General features: G+C 60.5%; 14 protein-coding genes. 4 read left to right on the forward strand and 10 right to left on the reverse strand.

Going from position 1 to position 23,722, the window contains the following annotated elements:
• Positions 1-111: 111 nt before the first annotated feature.
• Both QMX91_RS16345 and xthA read right to left on the reverse strand, forming a co-directional pair.
• Positions 112-1,446, reverse strand: coding sequence for a phosphate ABC transporter substrate-binding/OmpA family protein (locus tag QMX91_RS16345; protein ID WP_282413044.1), 1,335 nt, complete (start codon positions 1,444-1,446; stop codon positions 112-114).
• A 240-nt stretch (positions 1,447-1,686) separates the two neighbouring features.
• Positions 1,687-2,499 (reverse strand): exodeoxyribonuclease III, encoded by an 813-nt coding sequence (gene xthA / locus QMX91_RS16350; RefSeq protein WP_098968125.1) that lies wholly within the window; start codon positions 2,497-2,499, stop codon positions 1,687-1,689.
• A gap of 305 nt (positions 2,500-2,804) precedes the next feature.
• On the opposite strand from xthA, the gene QMX91_RS16355 reads away from it, so the two are divergent.
• The 3 genes from QMX91_RS16355 to QMX91_RS16365 all read left to right on the forward strand — a co-directional run bounded on the left by QMX91_RS16355 (position 2,805) and on the right by QMX91_RS16365 (position 8,905).
• Positions 2,805-3,455, forward strand: a complete 651-nt coding sequence (locus QMX91_RS16355) for a GNAT family N-acetyltransferase (protein WP_007961094.1) — start codon at positions 2,805-2,807, stop codon at positions 3,453-3,455.
• A gap of 66 nt (positions 3,456-3,521) precedes the next feature.
• Positions 3,522-5,249 (forward strand): autotransporter assembly complex family protein, encoded by a 1,728-nt coding sequence (locus QMX91_RS16360; protein ID WP_134785984.1) that lies wholly within the window; start codon positions 3,522-3,524, stop codon positions 5,247-5,249.
• Entirely contained in the window at positions 5,246-8,905 is a 3,660-nt protein-coding gene (locus QMX91_RS16365; protein WP_282413045.1) for a translocation/assembly module TamB domain-containing protein, read from the forward strand. Before QMX91_RS16360 ends, QMX91_RS16365 begins: the two co-directional genes overlap by 4 nt.
• A 205-nt stretch (positions 8,906-9,110) precedes the next feature.
• On the opposite strand, the gene QMX91_RS16370 is transcribed toward QMX91_RS16365, so the two are convergent.
• The 8 genes from QMX91_RS16370 to QMX91_RS16405 all read right to left on the reverse strand — a co-directional run bounded on the left by QMX91_RS16370 (position 9,111) and on the right by QMX91_RS16405 (position 21,793).
• Positions 9,111-11,597 (reverse strand): fimbria/pilus outer membrane usher protein, encoded by a 2,487-nt coding sequence (locus QMX91_RS16370; protein ID WP_282413046.1) that lies wholly within the window; start codon positions 11,595-11,597, stop codon positions 9,111-9,113.
• Positions 11,598-11,682: 85 nt separating this feature from the next.
• On the reverse strand, positions 11,683-12,432 hold the full coding sequence (locus QMX91_RS16375; RefSeq protein ID WP_282413047.1) for a molecular chaperone: 750 nt from the start codon (positions 12,430-12,432) through the stop codon (positions 11,683-11,685).
• 72 nt (positions 12,433-12,504) lie between these two features.
• Positions 12,505-13,101, reverse strand: coding sequence for a fimbrial protein (locus QMX91_RS16380; protein WP_282413048.1), 597 nt, complete (start codon positions 13,099-13,101; stop codon positions 12,505-12,507).
• A 108-nt stretch (positions 13,102-13,209) separates the two neighbouring features.
• A complete protein-coding gene (locus tag QMX91_RS16385; protein ID WP_282413049.1) occupies positions 13,210-13,857 on the reverse strand; it encodes a response regulator in 648 nt (215 codons plus the stop codon).
• Between the two features lie 21 nt (positions 13,858-13,878).
• On the reverse strand, positions 13,879-17,046 hold the full coding sequence (locus QMX91_RS16390; RefSeq protein ID WP_282413050.1) for a hybrid sensor histidine kinase/response regulator: 3,168 nt from the start codon (positions 17,044-17,046) through the stop codon (positions 13,879-13,881).
• Between the two features lie 86 nt (positions 17,047-17,132).
• Positions 17,133-18,320: an EAL domain-containing protein gene (locus tag QMX91_RS16395; RefSeq protein ID WP_282413051.1), complete on the reverse strand. Its 1,188-nt coding sequence runs from the start codon at positions 18,318-18,320 to the stop codon at positions 17,133-17,135.
• Entirely contained in the window at positions 18,307-21,120 is a 2,814-nt protein-coding gene (locus tag QMX91_RS16400; RefSeq protein ID WP_282413052.1) for an ATP-binding protein, read from the reverse strand. Before QMX91_RS16400 ends, QMX91_RS16395 begins: the two co-directional genes overlap by 14 nt.
• A 52-nt stretch (positions 21,121-21,172) precedes the next feature.
• Positions 21,173-21,793 carry a fimbrial protein gene (locus QMX91_RS16405; protein WP_282413053.1) on the reverse strand — a complete coding sequence of 207 codons (621 nt, stop codon included), beginning with the start codon at positions 21,791-21,793 and terminating at the stop codon, positions 21,173-21,175.
• Positions 21,794-22,321: 528 nt separating this feature from the next.
• Here QMX91_RS16405 and QMX91_RS16410 point away from each other — a divergent pair.
• Positions 22,322-23,641, forward strand: coding sequence for a DUF308 domain-containing protein (locus QMX91_RS16410; RefSeq protein ID WP_134785986.1), 1,320 nt, complete (start codon positions 22,322-22,324; stop codon positions 23,639-23,641).
• Positions 23,642-23,722: the final 81 nt, after the last annotated feature.

Genomic DNA, 23,722 nt, shown 5'->3' on the forward strand with positions numbered 1-23,722 from the left:
GAGCAAGCCCGCTCCCACATTCGACCGCATCCCGACTGGAAGAATGCGATCAAAAGTGGGAGCGGGCTTGCTCGCGAAGGGGCCCATGCATCCAGCACACCTGCATCAGATTCAGTACACCCAAACCTCAACCCGCCGATTCTTGATCCTGCCTTCATCCGCACTGTTCGCCGCCACCGGCATCAGCGCGCCAAACCCGCGCACTTCGCGCATCACCACGCCGTTCTTCACCAATTCACGGCGCACCGCCATCGCCCGCAGCTTCGATAACAGGTCGGCGCGGGCCGGATCGTCTTTCTCGTCGCCAAACCCCACCAGCGTCACCGCGCGCTCGGTCTTGTCGTGGCGCTGTATATAGTCGAGCACCCGCGCCAGATCCTGCCGCGCCTTGTTGTCGAGGCTGGCGCTGCCTTCTTCGAAACGGAAATTCACCGTCAGACGCTGGGCATGGCGGCTGAGGGATTGATAACCCTCGGGCATCAGCGCATTCGGTGTCACGGTCATCGCGTGCACGGTCTGGCTGATGAAGCCGTTGGCCGCGACAATCTTCTGGCCCTGTGGGCTTTGCGCAAACGCCACCAGTGCCGATGCCCACGGATTCTGGTTGCCGGGCGGCAGATAAAAGAACAGGCGCCGCGACAGCGGATAGTCCTCAGTGGCAATCAGGCTGTTGAGCGGCAACATCGATTGCGATGCGCCGTCGGCAATCGCCACGGCTTTGGCCTGGCGCACATACGGCAGACCGATGAAACCGATACCCTGCGGATCACTGCTCACCGCGTCGGACAATTGCTCGCTGGATTCGAAGCGTTTCGCACTGGAACTCAGACTTTTCCCACGCCGACCCAGCACCAGTTCCTTGAACGTGTCGTAAGTGCCGGACTGATCATCCCGCGCATATAAATGAATCGCGCCGCCGCGACCGCCGAGGTCTTCCCAGGTTTTCACCTCACCGCTGAAGATCCGCGCCAGTTGCTCGGTGTCCAGTTGCTGCAGTGGGTTGTCGGGGTGAAGGATGATCGCCAGGCCGTCGATGGCAATCACCTGCTCGGCGGCGGCGCTTTTCAGATCGCCGAGCGCTTGCAGGCTGAGCAGTTCGCTGTCCTTGATCGGTCGGGAGGAGGCGGCGAGGTCGGCACTGGCGCTTTTCAGTGCAGTGAAGCCGGTGCTGGAACCGTGGGCGGCGACTTCAATCACCACCCGTTTGCCTTGGGCAGTCTGGGCGACGATGTGTTGTTCGTTGGCGGTGTCGGGGTTTTCGCGGTGGATCTTCAGCAGGCCCTGGTCCTGCAAAAAACCTTCAACCAACGCCGGGCCGAGATCGGCACCGATGGTGTTGGAACCCTGGATGCGCAATGCCGGGCCATTTTCAGGGATGGGCAGGGTGGCGGCACTGACCGTCAGCCATGCACTCGACAGAAAAGCGAACAGAACACGCAGGGTCATGCCGGCACCGAATCAAGCCAAGGGGATTGCCGGGGAGATTAAGTCAGGCGCATGACCAAAACATGACAGTGATCCAATGTAGGAGTGAGCCTGTGGTGAGGGGATTTATCCCCGATGGTTGGCGAAGCCGACCCAAAATCTTCATTTCGATCTACTAGAGACGACTGGGGCCGCTTCGCAGCCCATCGGGGATAAATCCCCTCACCACAGGCTCACTCGTACAGGGAGAAGCGTTGTGAATCAGGCCAGTTCAAGCCAGATCGGCGCATGATCCGACGGTTTTTCCATGCCGCGCAGTTCATAGTCCACGCCCGCATCCTTGACCCTTGGCAGCAAACCATGGGACGCCAGGATCACGTCAATCCGCAGCCCGCGCTTCGGTTCGTCTTCAAAACCACGGCTGCGATAGTCGAACCAGCTGAACATGTCGGTCACGTCCGGGTTCAAGTGGCGATAGCTGTCGGTCAGGCCCCAGTTTTTCAGGCGGGCCATCCACTCGCGCTCTTCCGGCAGGAAGCTGCATTTGCCGGTTTTCAACCAGCGCTTCATGTTGTCCGGGCCGATGCCGATGTCGCAGTCCTCCGGGGAAATGTTCACATCGCCCATCACCACCAGCGGCTGTTCGTTGTGGAACTGGCTTTCCAGCAGGGTTTGCAGGTCGCTGTAGAAGCGTTGTTTGGCCGGGAATTTGGTCGGGTGGTCGCGGCTTTCGCCCTGTGGGAAGTAGCCGTTCATGATGGTCACCGGCACGCCATTGGCGTCGGCGAAGGTGCCCCAGATAAAGCGGCGCTGTGCGTCTTCTTCATCGCTGGCGAAGCCTTTGTGGATCGCAAGCGGTTCTTTGCGCGAAAGCAGCGCGACGCCGTAATGGCCTTTCTGACCGTGGAAATAAACGTGGTAGCCCAGCGCACGCACTTCTTCCAGTGGGAACTGGTCGTCGTGGACCTTGGTTTCCTGCAGGCCGATCACGTCCGGCTGATGCTTTTCGATCAGCGCTGCCAGCTGATGCGGACGGGCGCGCAGTCCGTTGATGTTGAAGGAAACAATCTTCATGGTCGGCAGTCCTGGCAAAAGGGCGATGCTAGCTGACATGTGGGATGGGGGCCAGTGTGGGGTGGGAGAAATCATTTTTGTCTGTGGGATGTGGGTTGCCCGAGCTGACGCCATCGCGAGCAGGCTCACTCCTACAATTTGGAATGCGTACCCCTGTAGGAGTGAGCCTGCTCGCGATTGACGGCCGCCCGGTCGATGAAGAGTCTGGCTTGGTCTATACCTGTGGGGAACTGCGCCACCCGCAAAAGGTTCGTACCATCAAGAGCGCAGTCATTTGAGCCGCGCCCCGGGGGAGAATCACCGTCATGCCTGAAACCCAGACCGCCATCGCCGACATCCACATGCTCGACCGCGGTTACTCGCGCGAAGCCCGATCGCTGCTGTATCAGGCCTATCGCCACGAGCCGACCTTCGGTTACTTGTTCGAGGCCGAGCGGCCGGGTTACGAGCAGCGCGTGCGGGCCACGGTGCGGGAACTGGTCAAACAGCACTTTCTGCAGGATCAGCCGGCCATCGGCCTGTTGGTCAACGACCGGCTGATCGGCATCGCCCTGATCGCGCCGCCGCAGCGTCGCCTGGGCATCACCGAAAGTTGGGCATGGCGCCTGCGCATGGTGCTCAGCACCGGATTCCGCTGCACCCGGCGCTATCTGGAATATCACGATGCGGTGGCCGCCTGCGTGCCCAGCGACTCCGTGCACATGCTGCCGCTGCTGGGGATTCATCCGCAGTTTCAGGGCAAACACTTCGGCGAGCAGTTGCTGACCGCCGTGCATAACTGGTGCGCAGTGGACGAAACCTCGCAAGGCGTGGTGCTCGACACCGGCAACCCGCGCTACCTGGAATTCTACAAACGTCAGGGTTATGAGGAGATTGGCGAAGTGGCCGTCGGCCCGGTGCGCGAGCACGTGTTTTTCCACGCCAATCCGCAGGTGTTACAAACTGCAACGGCTTAGCCATAGAACTTTTTCGGAAATTTCCTGTTCTATCACGCTCCCAAGCCCGTGATAGCATCCGCGCCTATGAAGTTTCCAGGAAGATTTACCAGTGGCGTGCTCATGCTGTTAACCAGCTGCGCGGCGCTGGCGCAAAGTGAATTGGACGTGCGGATCAAACCGTCCAACGATGAACTCAAGGCCAATATAGAAGGTTATATCGGCAGCCTCGGCGATCGTGACGAACAAGCCTTGCTGCGCTTCAGTCGCGGGGCCGAGGAGCAGGCGCGCAAAGCGGCGCAGGCCTTGGGTTATTACCAGCCGCAGATCGACAGTGACGTGAAGGGCGGCGAAAAACCGCGCCTGGTGCTGAACATCGATCCCGGCGAACCGATTCGTCTGCGCAACGTCACCATCCGCGTCGACGGGCCTGCCGCCTCCCTCAAATCCTTTCGTGTGCCGAGCAGTGACACGCTCAAGTCCGGCGCCGTGCTCAACCATGGGCGTTATGAAGACGCCAAACGCCTGATCCAGAACCAGGCCTCGCGCTTCGGCTTTTTCAGTGGCCATTTCACCAGCCAGAAACTTTTGGTCGACCCGCGTGCCGGGGTGGCCGACGTTGAATTGATCTACGACAGCGGCCCGCGTTATGCGCTGGGCAAAGTCAGTTTCGAGGGCGATACGCCGTTCGACGAAGACCTGCTGCAACGCATGGTGCCGTTCAAGGCTGGCGATCCGTATGACTCCGAGCTGATCGCCGAACTCAACCGCGACCTGCAATCGAGCGGCTATTTCGAAGGTGTGCGCGTCGATGCGGCGCCGACGGCGGCGAAGAACGATGTGATTCCGGTAGACGTCAAACTCGACACCCGCAAGCCACGCACCATGGGCCTGGGTCTCGGTTATTCGACCGACGTCGGCCCGCGGATCAAGGCCAACTGGACGCGCCACTGGGTCAACCCGCAGGGCGACAGTTACGGCTGGGAAGCCGAGTTGTCGGCGCCACGGCAGAACGTCGGATTGTTCTATGACATCCCGCTCGACCCGCCGCTGACCGACAAACTGCGCTGGGCCGGTGGTTATCAATACGAAGACATCGACGGCTCGGACACCCTGAGCAAGCTGCTGACGTTTGGCCCGGAATGGCACAGCAAGTTGCCCAGCGGCTGGCAGCGAGTGATCTCGCTGAAATGGCAGCGCGAAGAATATGAACTCGGCGACGACTCCGGCCTGAGTACCTTGCTGATGCCCGGCATCAGTTACTCGTACCTGAAAAGCGACAACCGCATCGACCCGCACAACGGCTATCGCCTGACCTTTGAAAGCAAGGTGGCGAAGGAGGGCCTCGGTTCGGACAACAACCTCTTATATGGCACAGCGTTGATCAAAGGCCTGACCACGGTGTTCGACAACCACCGCTTCCTCGGTCGGGTGCAGGTCGGCGGCAGCGCCACCAACGGTTACAACTCGGTGCCGCCGTCCCTGCGTTTCTTCGCCGGTGGCGATCAGAGCGTGCGCGGTTACGACTACCAGAGCCTGTCCCCGGAGAACTCCAAGGGCGACCGCATCGGCGGCCGCTACATGGTGGCCGGCAGCGTCGAGTATCAGTACTCGATTGCCGAGAAATGGCGGGTCGCGACTTTCGTCGACCAGGGCAACTCCTTCAACAAACTCGAACTGCCGAACCTCAAGACCGGGGTCGGTATCGGTGTGCGCTGGGTCTCGCCGGTGGGGCCGATCCGCCTCGACCTGGCCCACGCGCTGGACGACGACGGCGGCATCCGGCTGCACTTTTCCATGGGGCCTGAGCTGTGAAGCGTGGTTTGAAAATATCGGCGCTGGTGCTGTTGGTTGTAATGAGCATCAGCGCGGTACTCGGGACTCAGGCTGGCAGCCGTTGGGCGCTGAGCCTGGTGCCGGGTTTGAGCGTGGAGAATTTCCAGGGCCGGCTCGGCGGTCAGTGGAGCGCCGATCATCTGCTGTGGCAGCAGGACAGCAGTCGCGTCGAGCTGAACAAGGCAATCTTCGCCTGGTCACCGCTGTGCCTGACCCGCATGACTTTGTGCATCGAACAGCTCAAGGCGGATCAAGTGATCCTGCAATTCCCGCCGAGTGAAGAAACCACTGAAAGCGGCCCGATCAAACTGCCGGATCTGCAATTGCCGGTGGCCATCGAGCTGGGTGACGTACAAGTCGGCAGCCTGCTGTTCAACGGCAGCGAGCAGCTCAAGGGCCTGCAACTGGCGGCGCACTGGACCGCCCAGGGCATGCAGATCGACAGCGTGAAACTGCAGCGCGACGACCTCAGCCTGAACCTCTCCGGCCTGCTGCAACCGACCGGCAACTGGCCGCTGAACATCGCCGGTGACCTGAGCCTGCCGTCCCCAGGCACTGGCCCATGGACGCTGGCGTTGAAAGTCGACGGCGATCTGCTGAAAACCCTCAACCTGCACGCCGATAGCCGTGGCTACCTCGACGGCCAGTTGAGCGGCGAACTGCAACCGCTGGCGGAAAACCTGCCGGCCAAGGTGCGTATCACCTCCGAGGCATTCAAACCGAGCGCCGATCTGCCGGACACTCTGCAACTCAATCAACTGGTTTTGACCGGCGAAGGTGACTTGAAAAACGGTTACCAGTTAAACGGCAATGCCACGCTGCCCGCCGATAAAGGCCCGGTGGCGCTGCTGCTCAAAGGTAAGGTCGATGCCAGCGGCGCGCAGATCGCCGGCCTCGACCTGACGGCCAACGATAAGCAAAGCCTCAAGCTCACCGGCAGCGTTGACTGGAGCAAGGGCCTCACGGCTCAGGCCAACATCAACTGGCAGGATTTCCCGTGGCATCGGCTGTATAACGAAATCGACGAGCCGCAAGTTGCCTTGCGTACCTTCACCGGCGAAGTCTCCTACACCGACGGTCAGTACCTCGGTAACTTCGCCGCCGACCTCGATGGCCCGGCGGGGGCGTTCAGCCTGAGCAGTCCGTTCAGCGGCAGCCTTAAACAGATCGCGCTGCCGCAATTGAAAATGGAAGCCGGGCAGGGCAAGGCCGAAGGCCATGTCAACGTGCAGTTCGCCGACGGCATCGCCTGGGACACGGCGCTGGATCTGTCGGCACTCAACCCGGCGTACTGGGTTGCGGAGCTGCCGGGCACCTTGGCCGGGCCACTGAAAAGCAAAGGCGAAATGAAGAACGAGCGCTTGAGCCTGACCGCCGACCTCGATCTGAAAGGCAAACTGCGCGGCCAACCGGCGATCCTGCAAGCCAAGGCTGACGGCGCGGGTGAGCAGTGGAACCTGAATGCCCTGCAAATCCGCCTCGGCGATAACAGCATCAGCGGCAAGGGCAGCCTGCAACAGAAACTCACCGGCCAGATCGACATCAAACTGACGCGTCTGGCTCAGCTCTGGCCGCAGCTGCGGGGGCAGGTCACGGGTCAGGTCAACGTTGCCGGTACGCTGAAAGCACCACAAGGCAAACTCGGCCTGCAAGGTTCGCAACTGGCGTTCCAGGGCAATCGCCTGCAAAGCCTCAACCTCGACGCCACGCTAGACAGTGCACAGCGGGCGAAGATCGACCTCAAGGGCAGCGGCATTCAGGCCGGCGATACCAATCTTGGCGTATTGACCGCCAGCGCTCAGGGCGACATCAAGAGTCAGAAACTCAACCTCGACCTGCTCGGGCCGAAGCTGAAACTGGCCCTCGGTCTGGACGGCAATCTGGACAAGGGTAACTGGCGCGGTCGTTTGGCCAGCGGCGATATTCAGGCCGGCGGCCAGGACTGGAAACTGCAGAGCCCGGCCAAACTCGAACGCCTCGCCGACGGCAAGATCAACTTCGGCGCGCATTGCTGGATGTCCGGTAATGCCAGCCTGTGCGGTGAAGATCAGCGCCTGCTGCCGGAGCCGAAACTGCGTTACCACCTCAAGCAGTTCCCGATCGAAAGCCTGGCGCAATGGTTGCCGAAAGACTTCGCCTGGCAGGGCAAGCTCAACGCCGACCTGCAACTGGATCTGCCGGCCAGCGGCCCCAACGGCGTGGTCAGCGTCGACGCCAGCGGCGGCACCTTGCGCATGAAGGAAAAGGATCAGTGGCTGGACTTCCCGTACCAGACCCTGAAACTCACCAGCAAACTCACACCGAAGCGCGTCGATACCGAACTCAACTTCGTCGGCGGCAAGCTCGGCGAATTGATGGTGCAGACACAGCTCAATCCGTTGCCGAAAAACAAACCGCTGAGTGGTTCTTTCCGTCTCAGCGGGCTGGACCTGTCGGTGGCGCGGCCGTTTGTGCCAATGGTCGAGAAGCTCACCGGGCGCCTCAACGGCAGCGGCACGATTTCCGGCGGGCTGCTGGCGCCGCTGGTCAACGGCACGGTGAAACTCAGTGACGGCGAAGTCTCCGGCGCCGAGCTGCCGATGGAACTCAAGGATCTGCAACTGCAAGCAGTGATTGCCGGTGAATCGGTGCGTCTGGACGGCGGCTGGAACAGCGGCAAGACCGGCCAGGGCAGCCTCAATGGCAACGTCGCGTGGGGGCAGGCGCTGATAGTCGATCTGGCGCTCAAGGGCACGCAATTGCCGGTCACCGTTGAACCGTACGCCAAGCTTGAAGTGGCGCCGGACCTGAAGATTTCCATGGCCGGCGATGAGCTGAAGATTGCCGGCAAGGTACAGGTGCCGCGAGGCGAAATCACCGTGCGTGAACTGCCGCCGTCGACGGTGAAAGTGTCCGACGACACGATCATCGTCGGGGCGCAGACCGAAGAGGGTAAACCACCGATGGCGATGAAAATGGACATCGACGTGGTGGTCGGCGAAGACAAACTGAGCTTCGCCGGGTTCGGCCTGACCGCCAACCTGCAAGGTCACGTGCACATCGGCGACAACATGGACACCCGTGGCGAGCTGTGGCTCAACGACGGCCGTTACCGCGCCTACGGCCAGCGCCTGAACGTGCGCCGTGCGCGTCTGTTGTTTGCCGGCCCGATCGATCAGCCGTATCTGGACATCGAAGCGATCCGCCAGACCGACGACGTGATCGCCGGTATCCGCCTGAGCGGCAGCGCCGAGCAACCGACCACGCAAATCTTCTCTGAACCGGCGATGAGTCAGGAGCAGGCGTTGTCGTATCTGGTGCTCGGGCGACCGTTGAGCACCAACGGTGAAGACAACAACATGCTCGCGCAAGCGGCGTTGGGCCTGGGCTTGATGGGCAGTTCCGGGGTCACCAGCGGCCTGGCCAAAGACCTTGGGATTCAGGACTTCCAGCTCGACACCCAAGGCAGCGGCAACACCACCAGCGTGGTCGCCAGCGGTAATATTTCCGAGAAGCTCAGCTTGCGTTATGGCGTCGGCGTGTTCGAGCCGGCCAACACCATTGCCCTGCGTTACAAGCTGAGCAAGAAGGTTTATGTCGAGGCGGCGAGTGGCGTGGCCAGTTCGCTGGATATCTTCTACAAACGGGATTTCTAGACTGTAAGTGGTTATTTGAACCGAGGCGCGGCCTTCGCGAGCAGGCTCGCTCCCACATTCGAACTGTGCCAGGCACGGATTTGTGTTCGCTCGCCCCCCCCCTGTGGGAGCGAGCTTGCTCGCGAAGGCGTCTTCTCATTCATCGATGATGCTGAGGTTGCCGACCTCTTCGCGAGCAGGCTCGCTCCTGATTTGATCTTTGGATTTACTGGGATGGGCGGCACACCAGCGAGGCCCGCTCGTAGTTCAACGCCTTGTCACGTTCAGGTAACGCATACGGTGCTTCACAACGCTGGCCTTGCCAATTGATCGTGAGCGTCCCAGTGTCGTTTTCCACCAGCGCCAGTGCCTTGCCACTCGGGTCGGAGATTGCCAGTTGCTTGCCGGCGGCATCTTCCAGCGACGCACCAAACGGGATCGGTTGGTGCTGCGCATCGAACAAGGTAAATTGCACGCGGCGCCCGGTCTTGCTGGCATAACGCGCGAGCACCACGGCACCACGGCGCGGCACCACTTGCCGGGTCGCGTTGTCGATCTCGACATCGCCGCCCAGATCGCGGGTGTCGAGGTTGATCCAGTTCACGCGATAGGGCTGCGCATTGGGCACCACGGCGAAGCCGTTACTGCCGGTGCTGGCCCCGGTGAAACTGCCGATTTTCACTCCTTCCACGCCTTCGACCTGAGCCAGCGCGAACGTCTCGCCCACGGTTTGTCCGAGGTTGATCCCGCCGGCATGGCCGACGATCGAACCTGCCAGGTTCAGGTTCTGCGAGTTGTAACCGCGGCCCTGACTGTAACCGGCACTGATATCCATCACCGAGGTGCGGGTGCTGAGGTTGACCGACCCGGAGCTGCCACCGGTGCTGCTGTTGCCGGCTTGTACCGAGTAATAAGTGTCGCTGTCTTCCGACAGATAGCCGTTGATGCCCATTTGCGTGGTGTTGCTGGATTTCTGCGTGCTGGCCGAGACAAACGCCCGGGGAGCGCGGGGCTTGGAACCCAGCGGGAACGACACCGACAGGTTGACCAGTGTGTCGTTGTTCGCCGGCCCGTAATTGCCGACATCCTTGGTATACGTCGCGCCGAGGTTGTAACTCACATCCCCCCAATAGTTGCTGTAACCGGCCGACAGGCTTTGTGAACCGCCGCGTCCCCAGTAACGCTGGTCGCTGGCGTTGATGTAGACGCTGCCATATTCCTGGTTGCGCCCCAGGCTCTGATTGACGGTCAGGTCGGTGCGGGTTTTCGAGTTGCCGGTGCGTTGCGGGCCATCGCGGCTCAACTCCTCGACGTGCTCGGTGAGGGTGCGATAGCCCTCGGTCGAGTAACGGTAGGCGGCGAGGGTGAAGTTGGTGTCGGTGCCGGTGAACGTTTTCGCATACAGCGCGCGCAGGCTGTTACCGGTGACCGTTTCGCCGAAGGTGTTGCTCATCGAGTGGGTCAAGTCCAGGGAGATCGCACCGATGGCGGTATTGCGACCGGCTCCGACAGACAACGCCTTGAAATTGTCCGTCGCCTGCACACCGACGATCCCGGACAAGTTGCTGCTGATGCCATACGCCAGTGTGCTGCTGACAAACTGCGGGGTCTTCTGATCCTCGCTGTTGCTGTTGTACTGGCCGGCCGAGACGCTGTACTTCAACTGGCCCTGACGGACCATGATCGGCAGGCTGGAAAATGCTTGCACTGTCACTCGGCGCCTACCATCGGCTTCGATGATTGTCACTTCCAGGTCACCGTTGGAGCCGCTGGGATAGATATCGCTGATCTCGAACGGCCCCGGCGGCACGTTTGCGCTGTAGAGAATGTAGTTGTTCTGGCGAATTTCCACGGTCGCGCTGGACTGCGCAATGCCGCGAATCACCGGCGCATAACCGCGCTCGCTGTCGGCACGCATGCCGTCGTCGGACGCCAGTTTCAGACCGCGGTAGCGCACGCTGTCGAACAGGTCGGCATCGGAGAAAATATCCCCGGCGCTGAACTGGCCTTTCACGGCGGTCACGTCATGTTGCAGGTAACTGCGGTTGCTTTTGAACGTGTTGGGGCGGCCGGTGCTACTGTTGAAGTTCGATTCGTTGCGCAGGCGCCAGCCACCGAGGTTGATCCCGTTGCGCAAGCCAACGTTATTGCTCAGCGTGTTTACACCCTGAGTGCTGTTGCGGCTGCTGCTCAACTGATAATTGATGAACGCGGCGGGTACGCCTTCGTCCCACAGCGCCGGGTCGACGTAACCCCGTCGACCACGCTCCATGGCACTTTGCGGGACACTGACCATCAGCCGCAGACGCGGCACGTCGTAACGGACAGTAGCGTGATCGATCAACGCGGGCAGATCGACGCAGGCGTTCGGGTCATCGCCGAGCAGTTTGCCGGCGGCCTGCAGTTTGCCGATGTCGACCCCCAGTTGCTGCACCATCTCCAGGGTCAGACAGGCTTCGATCTTTCCCGTACCGGGATGGCGACGGAAATCGATATCGCGCCGGCCGACCAGCGTTTCGTTGCCGTAGAGATCGACCCGATAAATGCCGGGCAGCACGCGACTGCTGGCGAGCAGTGATTGCAGGTCGACAGGTGAGGGGGCGCCTTGCAGAAACGATGTATTGAATTGTTCTTCGTCATCGGCCAGGCAGGTGCAACTGATAACCAGAGCAACCGAAAATGGCGCCCATCCGTCGCGCTTGAGTAAAAACATGCAGGAACCCTATATCACCTCCGATACGAACTAACGGAGCGAAGAGAAATACAGTGAAAGTGCGGCCATTACAGCGGCACGAAAATTATGGTGCTTCTTTATTAAAACTGGCTCGAGTTTCGGCACTGCTGGAAAGTTGCGCGCTATAACGGTCTTGTGCGCCGTAGTCATTAATGCTGCTGAATAACAGACGTGCTGTATTGGCGTTATTAAGTTGTTTCAGGCTGAACTCTTTCTGTTCGCCGGGCGCGATCATCATTGAATCAAAGGGCTGTTCGTTGATTGCGCCGGATTGCAGAGTGATATCGGCAATCGACACGTGATACTGGCCGGGATTATTCACCACCAACAAGTTCTTGCCGGCGCGTTGGGTCAGGCGCCAGGTCAGTTCGCCTGGTGCCAGATAGGCGTTGTTTTTCAATGCCGGCGGGCGGAAGAACACCTTGATGCGCTGGCGCACGGCCAACTGCAAAGTGTTGGCGGATTTCGCCGACTGGGGGATTTCCTGCACGTTGAGCCAGACCACCGACTCGCGGTCGGTCGGCATGCCAGCGCCTTCATAGATCACCCGCAAGATCTGCTGTTCGTCGCCGCTGACGCGTACCAGTGGCGGGGTAACGGCAAACGGTACGGCGGCGGTTTCGCTGGAATCGGTGTCGATCCATGACTGAATCAATACGTCTGCACCGCTGTTACGCACGGTGATTCCGGCTTCCTTGTGCTGGCCGTCGAAGACCAGACGGGTGCTGCTCAAGGAAATGCCGGCCATGGCCTGATTGGCCACGAGCAGGCCCAAAAGGCCCGCGCAAAAGGACAATGAGTGACGATAAAACATAAGGGGTACCGCGCAGTTGAATGAGGGTGCAGGGCCGGACGGCCCCGCACCAGGCTTGATTGCTCGCGCGGGTTATTCGTATTGCAGCGTGAACGGCAGGGTGGCGTCACCACGACCGGCAACGGCGGTTGCCACGTCGCCAGTGGTGACATAGGCGGCCGAGAATTTCAGCGTGGTGTTGCTGTCTTGCAGGGTATTTTCGATCTTCGCGGTGGACGGCGAGCTCAGGTCGATCAATGCGCCGTTGGAGTCGAGCAAGGCGATACCGATGTTCTTCGCAGCGCCCAGACCGTCGATCAGCTTCAGCACTTTGGTCCCGGCAACGATGCCCGAACCTGCGCCCTTGGTCGGTTCGAAAATCATCGCCACTTTTGTGCCGGCGTTGCAGTTGATCTTCATGTCGAAGTTCTCGACGCTCAAAGTGCCGTTGCCTTTAGGTGCAGTGGCGGTGCCCATGTCCTTGATCGATACTTCGCCCATGTCGACAGAAATGGTTTTGTTCTTGCCGGCGCCTTCAACCGAGCAGGCATCGTTGTTGATGGTGCCGGTGAAGTTGATGGTGCCGCTGCCAGCCTTGGTCGGGGTTGGGGCAGGTGGATCTTCTGCCAGAGCGTTGCCGGCAGCGGCGATGATCGAAAGGGCGAGAAGTGCGCGAGTCAGCTTTTTCATGTTGTTTCCAATGGTTGGGATTAAAACAACAACACGATATAACGCGCACTTTTGCCGGGACATCAGACGATTCCTAGAAGTCGTCTTTAACTGGGGTGTGATTACCAGTTAGTTGAACAAGTCGCGCTCTATGCAATAAGTCAGCAAGTCCTGATCACTGCTGACTTCAAGTTTGCGCATGGCCGATATCTTTTGAGTGCTGATGGTCTTGGCACTTCTGTTCAAACTTCGGGCAATCTCGCTGACGCCCATTCCCGAAACGAACAAACGCAATATTTCATGTTCCTTGGGTGACAAGCGGGTAAAGCGCTCGTTGAGGTCAGCATTGTCGACGAGCACCGAAGTCGGCGGCGGCCCGTTGCTGCGCACCGGATTACCCCGGGCGATGGCCTTGAGCGCCGTTTCGATTTCGATGTGCAACTGGTTTTTCTGAATGATCGCCAGCACCCCGAGTTCTTGCAGGCGCGTCAGGATCAGCGGGTTGGAAATCATCGTCAGCACCAGCACGCGGACGCAGGGAAAGTGCCGCGTCAGGTACTCCACCAGTTTCAGACCATCGCCGTAGGTCGAGTCGCCGGGCATGTTGAAATCGGTGATGACCAGATCCACCTGGCGGGTTTCCAGCAGGTTGATCAGTTCGCTGGAGCAAACGGCTTCGCCCACCACGCGAAAGCGTTGGTCACGCTCAACCAGCTCACGTACCCCCACCAGAACGATGGGATGGTCATCGGCAATGACAACGTTGAGGGTTTCCATGGGTGATTATCCAGAGTGAGATTATTCAAGGGTATCCAATAGATCGTTCAATTGAGCCAGATTCCGGCGGACTTCCAGGTCCAGGGCGCTGGTCACGGCCATGCCGTGCAAACGGCACTCCAGATCGACAAAGGTTGTGGCCATGGCTTCGATCTGCACTGCACCCAAAGCGCCGGCCATGCTGTGCAGTTGCTGCGCCACGCGATGGGCGTCGGCGCTGTCCAGTGCTGTCAGGGTGGTGTGGATGTCCTGACGCAGGGTGGTGACAAACAGTTCGCGCATTTTCGCCGACAGCTGGATCGGCGCAACGACTGCCTCCGGCAAGGCGATTTTGCAGTGTTTTTCCAGATGCGTGCGCAAGGTGGCCAGGTTCAGCGGCTTGACCATCCAGGCGTTCATGCCGACAGCGGCGCAGCGCTGGCCTTCTTCGCGCAGGGCGTTGGCGGTGACGCCGATAATCGGCAGGGTCTGGTCCAGTTGGCGCAACGCCGTGGCCAATTGGTAGCCGTTCATGACCGGCATGTTGACGTCGGTCAGCAGCAGATCAAAGCGTCCCGGTACCCATTGCGCCAGTGCCTGTTCGCCATTCGTCGCGACGACCACCGAGCAGCCCAGCACCTCCAGTTGCTCCTTGATGATGGCCGAGTTGATCACGTTGTCTTCCGCTACCAGCACATGCAGCTTCAATGGCCGGGGCTTGTCCGCCGCCGCAGGCTGACTTTCGCTGCTGGCGCCGTGTTGCGCCCGATAAATCGCCCAGGCGATCGCGCGCACATCATGGGCGTCGACTTCATGATCGATCCCGCGTAACTGCGCCGGATTGGGGCCGTCCGTTGTGGCGATGATTCTCGGGCCGGGCCACGCGCTGATGTTGGGCAAAGGTGCAAGCTCGACCAGCAGCGCTGATGACGCAGGGGTGTCGGCCGTCAGCGTACGGCAGTCGAGGCCAAAACGGTTGAGCCAGGCGATCAGGTGTTGTGCCTGCTCAGTGACCTGTGCCCGCACGCAGACTGCGGGGGAACCGAGGCTGAATGCAGGGCAATCGGCAAGCTCGCCGGGCGCGTGTTCCAGCGCAAGTTGCAGGGTGAAACTGCTGCCGAGTCCGGGTTCGCTGACCACGTTCAACTGGCCTGCCATCAACTCGCACAGCCATTTGCAAATGGCCAGACCCAGTCCGGCACCGGCCTGCTCGGGGGCGTCGTTGACCTGATAGAAGGGGTCGAACAGCTGCTGTTGTTGCGCTTGGGAAATCCCCACCCCGGAATCGCTGATCTGCCATTGCACGTTGGCTCGGCCATCGACGCTTTCCAGCAGCCGCACCCGCAGCACTACGCGCCCGTTATCAGTGAACTTGATGGCGTTGCTCAGCAGGTTGTTGAGGATCTGGCGAATCCGTATCGGGTCGCCGCGCAACCGATCCGGCAGCGTCGCGTCGATGCAGGCATACAGTTGCAGGCCTTTGGAACGGGCGAAGGCGCTGTAGGTGCGTACGGTGTCTTCGGTCAGTTCCAGTGGGCAGAAATCCTGAAGTTCGAGGGTCATCTGTCCGGTTTCGATTTTCGACACATCCAGCACATCGCTGATCAGTTGGAACAAGGTGGCCGAGGAACGCTGGATGGTCTGCAGGTAATTCTGCTGCCGCGGGGCGAGCGCGGTCAGACCCAGCAGTTCCAGAGTGCCGAGTACGCCATACAGTGGCGTGCGGATTTCATGGCTCATGGTGGCGAGAAAGCGACTCTTGGCCCGATTCGCCGAGTCGGCGGCCTGACGCGCCTCTTCCAGTGCTGCCGCATCTTCAACATGCCGGGTCACGTCGTGCAGCGCACACAACCAGGCGTCTTGACCCTGATAGCGGGTGGGCACGAAGGCAACGTGCAGGTGGCGTCCGTTGAGTTCAAGGTCAGCGTGGCCGGGGTCGGTGCGCGAGGAGAGCAAACTCATCAACTGGCCGTTGTCATGCCACTGCTGCGCGCGCTGATTTTCCAGCAGCACATGGTGATCGCTGCGGCGAATCACGCACAGGCCGGTTGGTGCTGTGTCGATCACCGCGCGGCTGAACGCCTCGCTTTCGGCGATGCTGGCGTGCGCACTTTGCGCGGGCAGGATGACCCGGGTCTGGTACCAGCGATTGACCGCTCTACTGCAACCAAGCACCACTAACACCAGCGCCAGCAGACACAGCAACGGCCACAGCGCGTAATCAAGGAAGCTGCGCACACTGATGAAGTAGATTGCCGTCCAGTGTTGTTCGCCGGGGCTGCTCAGTTTAAACACCAGGCCGTCACGCTTGAAGTTCACCCCTTCATCCAGCACCTCGCCGGGTTTCAGGGCGCCGGTCAAGACCACTCCACGCGGGGTGATCAAGGTGAAGTCGTCGTAGATCGACCACTGCATCAGCCGCTCGATGTTATTGACCTGAGACAGGTTCATCAGCGAACCCAGTACCACCCAGGTATCGGCACCCTCGACGGTCAGCGCAGTGCTGGCCAGATTGATACTCACGTAGGCCAGCAGGGTTGGCGTGCTCTTGTCATCCTCGGCAGAGACATAGGGTTCCCAGTGCACCTGAAGATCGGGCAGCGGCGAATTTTGCCCGCGCAGGCGCTTGTTCACCTGGGTCATTACGTCAACCAAATGGCCGATCTGCGTCTGTCCCTTACCGCGCAAGCGCCCGGCAGAGGGTACGGCGACATCAAAATTATCGGGACCATTGATCAGCACGACGTGGGGCGACTGATAGTGCGACGCTGACCAGAACGCGCTGTAGTAAGCGGCCAGGTGGGTGCCGAGTGCGAAGATTTTCGGGTATTGGCTGGGCGCGATCCTGTCCGGATTGATCTTCAGGCTGTAGGGCAGCGAAAACGGCAGGCCACGGCCCTCATAGATGCCCGGCCCTTCATCAGGCAAGGGCTTTTGGGAGTAGGGCGGCAATACGGCATTGGTGAGCCGCTCGCCCTTGGCACTTTCTCGGGCGATATCCTGCAGGAACAGTTCCTGTTCGCGGACATTCTCCATCAGTCGGGCAAAGTGAAACTGCACGGTATCGTGCCGCTCTTCGACCATGCGCTTGACCCCCACGTAGCTGATACCCAGTAACAGCAACACCAAGGCGCCGAGCACCAGCAGGCTTTTATTCAGGCGCGATGAACTGCTGGCGAGCTTCTCCAGGAATGCATTGGGATGTGGCATCAGTGGGCCCGGGCAGCAGAGATGAGAGAGCCTTTGAACACAGTGACCTCGATAGCAAGTGACAGTCGTCAACACCCGCTTGCGGGTCAGTACGCGTTCGCCGGCCCGTCATGGGTCAGCAACTGCTGGAATTGATCCGAAGACACGGCATGGGAGATCAGGAAACCCTGAACCTGAGTGCAGTCGATTTTACGCAACAGAGCAAGTTCTTGCGCGGTCTCGACACCTTCGGCCACTACCGTCAGACCCAGCTGCCGTCCCAGGCTGACAATACTGGTGAGGGCCTGGGCCAGCTCTTCGTTGGCGTTGCAGCCATGTACCAGCGTGCGGTCGATCTTCAATTCAGTGAACGGCGCCGAGACCAGATTCATGTACGAGCTGTAACCCTTGCCGAAATCATCCTGTGACAGATCGAACCCCTTGATCCGCAAGCGGCAGGCACCGGCATAGAAGTTGCTGATGTCGTCGGGCACCGAGCACTCCATCAGCTCAAAACAGATCCGTGCCGGCAAGCCTTGATGGGCCAGCACGAACGCGTGAATACGGTCGGGCAGGTCGTGGTTGTTGAGCAGGTGCGTCGGCAGGTTGATCGAGACCGGAATGTCATAGCCCTGCTGGCGCCAGCCGACTTGAGCGGCAATCGCTTGTTCCAGCACTTTCCACAGCAGCTGTTCTTCAAGGCCACAGGCGGCCAGCACCGGCAGGAACTCGCCGGGCAGCAGCGTGCCCTGCTCGGGATGAATCCAGCGCACCAGGGCTTCGGCGGCGACGATCCGGCCATTGTTCAGGGCTTTCTTGGGCTGGAACCAGGCTTGCAGTTCACCGTTGTCCAGCGCGTGCAAAATACGCTCGCGCCCGATGCCTTCGCGAGTCTCGGCCGGCACCGTCTGACGCAACGCCTGCAATTGATTGATCAGGCAGCGCAGGGCGGCGGCGGTCACCGGTTTGGAAATCAGCCCGATCACTTTCACCTGCAGATTGCTCGCCACCAGACTGGCGCCCATCAACATCCGTCGCGAGGCCGCACTCATGATCGCCAGTGCGGGGCGCGAACGTTGCGCGGCGAGGCCCTGAATGAGCTGCACGCCGTCCATGCCCGGCATCAGCAAGTCGGTGAGTACCAGGTCGAAGTCCCGCTGTTTCAGGCAGGCCAGTGCGGCTTCGCCGTCCCGGACGCCGACCACGTCAAAGTTGCCCAACTCGTTGAACAGATTCTGCAAATAACGGTGCTGGAAAGGGTGGTCTTCGACTATCAAAATGCTACAGGGCTTCATGAGCAACTCGTTCATAAGGAGCCAGGGCCGCGAGCAAGGCTCGCAGCGTAAAAGGTTTGACCAGACAGTGATTCATGCCGGCCGCCAGACACAGGGCATCTTCTCCGCGCAGGGCGTTGGCGGTGGCGCCGATGATCGGGGTGACACAGCCCGCGCGGCGCAGGGCTGCGGTCAGTTCGTAGCCGTTGAGGCGCGGCATGTTGACGTCGGTGAGGACAATGTCGAACTCACTGCCACACCAGAGTGACAAGGCCTCTTCGCCATCGCTGGCCAGCGCCACCGTGCAGCCCAGTTCTTCGAGCTGGTCGCGCAGGATCAGTTGGTTTATGGCGTTGTCTTCGGCTACCAGAATGTGCATACGCAATGGACGCAGCCTATGCGGTTCGTGTTGCTCAGGGAGGGGGGCGATCTGGCCGCCCTGAGCCTGGCGAACGGCGCGCTGGATCGCCGCCAGATCATTCAGATTGACCTTCCAGCCATCAGCGCCGAACTGCGGCTCGTGGGCTCCGTCGCCGCTGGCCAATACTCGCGGGCCGGGCCATGCCTGGCTCGGGCGCAGATCGGAGGGCGTGGGATACAGCTCAAGCAGCACGACGCTGCAGTCGGGTTCCGTGCAATCGGGTATGCCTATCTGCGGACGGGCGCCCCAGCGGCGCAACCAGCCGCAGAGACTTTCGGCCAGTTCGCGCACAGGCGAAACCACGTAAACGAGGTCCGGCGCCAATGTCGGCACGACGGTCGGTGAGGTCTTGTTTGAGGATTGTTCCAGCGGCACGCTCAAGGCAAAACTGCTGCCCAGCCCCGGTTCACTGACCATGCGCAGGGTGCCGTTCATCAAGTGCGTCAGCCGCTGACAGATGGGCAAGCCCAGGCCAGTGCCGGCCACCACGTTAGTGTTGCCTTCAGTCTGGTAGAACGGTTCGAAAATGAACGCCTGATCGTCATGGGCGATGCCTTTGCCGGTGTCCGAGACCTGCCATTGCAGGCACACCCGTTCGCCTTCGCGACCGAGCAGTTTGACCCGCAGCACCACGCGCCCGGAATCGGTGAACTTGACCGCGTTGCTCAGCAGATTGTTGAGGATTTGCCGCACGCGGCTGGCATCGCCGATCAACCGCTCCGGCGTTTGCGGATCGAGGCAGGCGTACAGTTGCAGGCCTTTGCTCTGCGCCGCCGCCGCGTAGCCTTGCACCACTTCGTGCACCAGCGTCGTCGGGCGGAACTCGCTCAATTCCAGCGCCAGTTGCCCGGCCTCGATTTTCGACACATCAAGCACGTCGCAAATCAGTTGCAGCAGGGTGGCAGAGGAGCCTTCGATGGCTTGCAGGTAACTTTTCTGTTGGGTATCGAGTTGCGTACGGGCGAGCAACTCCAGGGTACCGAGCACGCCGTACAACGGTGTGCGGATCTCGTGGCTCATGGTCGCGAGAAACAGGGTCTTGGCCTCATTGGCGGCGTCGGCCGACTGGCGCGCCTGTTCCAGCGCCGCTTCGATTTGCCGGCGTGCACTGATGTCGCTGAAGGCACAGAGCAACACGTCTTCGCCTTTGTAGCGGGTCGGCGCGCAGCTCAGGTACAAGTGACGGCCATCGGCGGTCTCGAAGTAATCGGTCAGACCGGGTTCGTTGTCGTCAAACGCCGCGCGGATCCAGCCCGGTCCCAGTTGTTCGCCACGGCGGCCCAGCCATTGGCGGGCGAGGGTGTTTTCCAGCACCACTTGAGCGTCGGTGCGCCGCAGAACGCACAGCGCCACTGGCGCGGTCTGAATCACGTCGCGGCTGAACAGCTCACTTTCCACCAACGCCTGGATCCGGTGAATCGCCGGGTTGATCACGCGGTGTTCCAGACGCCGGGTCAGCAGGTACACCAGGCTGATGCTCAACAGGCAAAACAGCAGCGCACCGAGCATTTGCGGCCACAGCGCCCACAGCACAGCCACTAAATCGATGGAGTAGGTGAGCTGCCAATCCGAGGATTTCAGCTGCTTGCGTAACACCAACTGTTCGGGCAGCCAGCCGTCACCGACAAAACCGAAAAAGTCCTGTTGCCGCAGCAATGGTAGATTCTGCCCCGACGGCGGTTTTTGGCTGTTGCTGAACAGCGGCATGCCCTGCGAATTGAACATGGTGAACTCGCCGGCGCTGTGATCGCTCAAGGCGCTGGAAACTTCGCGGTCGTCCATTTCCAGACCGAGCCAGCCGGAGTTGATGTCGCGTTCGTCCAGGCGAATGAAGATGTACAGCTGCGAGTGCCCGTCAGCGGCATGGGTCAGCCAGAGTTCCTTCAGGTTGGCGCTGTTGTGGTGTTTGAGGGTTTGCAGTCGCTCAAGTGTGGCTCGGGGGAAAGCACTGGTCACCGGCGTCGCGTTGTAAAGGCGCCATACTTGAGACTGGGGGCCGCTGCTGACATAGACCAGGTTGAGTTGCCGAGCCTTGAGGTAGTCGCGCATGCGTCGGGTCAGCCAGATGCTCCATTGCTGCGCCGGCGCTTGACCGAGCAGCAGGCGGATCTCTTCATCGGAGACCGGCAGGTCCATGTTGGCCATGCGCGTGGCCGACAGGCTGAGGCTTTCCAGGAGTGCTTCCCGGGTGGTGAAAAAGGTATGCGCTTCGGCGATCGCGCTGCTCATGTAGCTGCGCCGCTGGGACACTTCATTATTGAAGGTAAACAACAGAAAGCTGTAGACGCCGCCGAGAATGCCCACCAGCAGCACCAGGGCAAAAATGCGCAATAGGCGCCGTGCCGCGTGGGGCGAGGACAGGATCGGGCTGATCTGGTGGAGGTAGTTCTTCAATCTCATCCCGGCACTCTAGGGACGGCCAGGTGCCGGGAACATCAGACGATCCTTAGATTTAAAGGTAGTTGACGATGAAGGTGACCTCGGTGTTGGCACTGCCGGCCTTGAGTTCATCTGTCGGCAGACGGTAATACGAAGCCGACAAAGGAATCTTGAAGTCGGTGCCGGTGCTGGTGAACGCGTCGAACGGGTAGGTGGTGCCCAAGGCCATGGGCTGCCCGGCGTCATTCATCAATTGCAGGCCGATGCCCTTGGCGGTGGAGCTGTCATTGAGCGCGACGATGCCTTTGGTCGCATCGATCACCGGGGTATTGGCCTTGAGCGAGTAGGTGACTTTCTTGATGCCGGTCTGGCACTGGTTCAGGCCAATGTTGAAGCGCACCGTGCGCGGTGTTGCGCCAGCCTGGCTGAACTCGTTGAGTTGATAATCATCGCCCATGGCCACCGGTACGGACGGGGTCTGGCAGGAGGCTGCATTCAGTACCAGTGCATTGGCCAGATTAAACCTGTTCAGGATCAGCTCACCGGACTGCAGGTTGCCCAGATTGCCGGCATCAATCCTGACTTGCGACGCCAGTGGGCCGGTCTTGACGATTTCCAGTCTGACCGTACCGGCTCCGATGCCGTAGTTGGTTGGGCTGATCGCAAACAGGGAGGGCTCATAGCGACTTAACATATCCATCCAGATACGGAACGAGAGCCCGGTCTTGCCCAAGGGAAAGGTCGTTACGTTACTGGATGGGGTGCCTAGCGCGGGATTGACTGCTACGCCGTATTGCGAAGTTGCGCTGCACGACCAGCTGTGCGAGCTCGATTGCTGCGCGGTGTCTTGGTAGACCACTGTGCCATCGGGTGTGTCGGCGGGGATTGTCAGGCCACCATTGGCAAGGCTTGCGCCAAAGTTGAGCGTTTGGGTGCGGGAAGAACCGTTGAATGTGCAATTCGCCGCTATCGCGTCCGACGCGCACGTCAGTAACGTCACCGCAACCAGGGTGTGCATGGGGCGCTGAAGTTTTGATCGCTTCATGAAAAGGCTATTCGTGTTGGCCAGGGAGGACCGTACGTTAAACACGGGGTCTGCCGAGAGACATCAGGCGATTCCTAGAAAGCGCGTCCGCGCTTCGGAAATTTGAGGATGTATTAGACTCAGCGAAGCCTGAAATCCCGGTAGGTTGCAACTGCCCCAATGCAACAGGAAGCGCCTATGGTCCGCTTGAGTATGGTCTTGCTCGGTAATGACTTTGTCCGTAACCGTTGGTCGACGCTGGCGCTGACCGGCATTGTCTGGGGCGCGGCCGGGGTGGCGATCTTCATCGATGCACTGGACGGCGTGCTGTATTTTCCGCTGCATGTCTTTGGCTATCTGCTGTTACTCGAGGCCCTGATTATCCTGCTGGTGCCAGCACCGCAGACCGGCACCGCCGCCGCTTTGCGCAAGGCGCGCGGTCTGGCGTTCCTCCTGCTTGGGCTGCTGATCGTCGACCGGCAACATGTCGCCAGCCTGATTCTGGCAGTGCTGTTCGGTGTGGCGTTTCTGCTCGATGGCGGCTTTCGGCTGGCGGCTGCGGTGGTGGTGCGCTTTGTCGGTTGGCGATTGTCGCTGCTCACCGGATTGTTCGAAATCACCTTTGGCCTGTTCATCCTCGAACCGTATCCGACGTTGTATAAGGGCACGGTGCCTTTCTGCATTGGCATGAGCATCTTTCTTTCGGGCTGCGCGTTGTTGCGCCAGTCACTGCGCTTCAAACACCAGCCACCGTTGGCGAGTCCGGCCTCGGTCGGTGGGCCGGCCCCCAGCACAGCGCTGGTGATCCATGTCTGGACCCCCAGCGGCACCGTCGATGACACTCTGGTGCGCAACCGTCTGCTCAACCGCTATATCGCAGCGGTCGACATCAACGGCGTGATCTCCGCCGGCCACGCGGCGCTGGAATGTGGCCCGGAGATTTACATCAGCCATTACCCGCTGGATGACATCGATCGTTCGGCGGGGGATTTCGTGCGCTTGCTGCGGGCGACGCCGAACAACGATGTCGCCGGGCGGTTTCTGCCTGACTATGCGGGGGAGGTGGCCGACTGGTGCCCGTCTTCGGTTCAGGTCAGTTTTGCTCACTATGACGCCCGGCGGTTGCAGGCGTTCTGGGCTGAGTATCGACAGAACAGCACATACAACCTCACCAGCCGCAACTGCTCGAGTGCCGTCGCCCACAGCCTCGAAGCAGCCCTTGAAGGGGCGATGAATCGCGGGCATTCGAGCATGCTCGATTTCGCCAGAGTGATCCTCAGCCCCGAGTTCTGGGTGGCGGCGCAGGTGCGTAAACGCGCCGAAGTGATGGCCTGGACGCCCGGTCTGGTGCTCGATTATGCACGGGCGTTGCATGCCGCCATCGAGCCGGCACCGCCGGGCTGGCACAGCATGTATGCGGTGATCAAACGCGCTTGCGGTTATGCGCTGACGGCCTTGCGCGGGCGCGAAGTGCATCCCCTCCAGCCGCCATCTGTGCATCCTTCCGACAAATCCTGACCGACGTTACACCCAGTCGCTGCCTTCGCGAGCAAGCTCGCTCCCACATTGATCCATGTATGCATGAGATCCCTGTGGGAG

This window comes from Pseudomonas sp. PS01299, assembly GCF_029960145.1.
Lineage (GTDB): Bacteria > Pseudomonadota > Gammaproteobacteria > Pseudomonadales > Pseudomonadaceae > Aquipseudomonas > Aquipseudomonas putida_A.

Bases quoted from the DNA above. Each gene is read 5' to 3' on its own strand.
- QMX91_RS16395 (WP_282413051.1), bottom strand. From the start codon at position 18,320: ATGAAGCCCTGTAGCATTTTGATAGTCGAAGACCACCCTTTCCAGCAC.
- QMX91_RS16360 (WP_134785984.1), top strand. From the start codon at position 3,522: ATGAAGTTTCCAGGAAGATTTACCAGTGGCGTGCTCATGCTGTTAACC.
- QMX91_RS16370 (WP_282413046.1), bottom strand. From the start codon at position 11,597: ATGTTTTTACTCAAGCGCGACGGATGGGCGCCATTTTCGGTTGCTCTG.
- QMX91_RS16375 (WP_282413047.1), bottom strand. From the start codon at position 12,432: ATGTTTTATCGTCACTCATTGTCCTTTTGCGCGGGCCTTTTGGGCCTG.
- QMX91_RS16405 (WP_282413053.1), bottom strand. From the start codon at position 21,793: ATGTTAAGTCGCTATGAGCCCTCCCTGTTTGCGATCAGCCCAACCAAC.
- QMX91_RS16385 (WP_282413049.1), bottom strand. From the start codon at position 13,857: ATGGAAACCCTCAACGTTGTCATTGCCGATGACCATCCCATCGTTCTG.
- QMX91_RS16390 (WP_282413050.1), bottom strand. From the start codon at position 17,046: ATGCCACATCCCAATGCATTCCTGGAGAAGCTCGCCAGCAGTTCATCG.
- xthA (WP_098968125.1), bottom strand. From the start codon at position 2,499: ATGAAGATTGTTTCCTTCAACATCAACGGACTGCGCGCCCGTCCGCAT.
- QMX91_RS16400 (WP_282413052.1), bottom strand. From the start codon at position 21,120: ATGAGATTGAAGAACTACCTCCACCAGATCAGCCCGATCCTGTCCTCG.
- QMX91_RS16380 (WP_282413048.1), bottom strand. From the start codon at position 13,101: ATGAAAAAGCTGACTCGCGCACTTCTCGCCCTTTCGATCATCGCCGCT.
- QMX91_RS16410 (WP_134785986.1), top strand. From the start codon at position 22,322: ATGGTCCGCTTGAGTATGGTCTTGCTCGGTAATGACTTTGTCCGTAAC.
- QMX91_RS16355 (WP_007961094.1), top strand. From the start codon at position 2,805: ATGCCTGAAACCCAGACCGCCATCGCCGACATCCACATGCTCGACCGC.
- QMX91_RS16345 (WP_282413044.1), bottom strand. From the start codon at position 1,446: ATGACCCTGCGTGTTCTGTTCGCTTTTCTGTCGAGTGCATGGCTGACG.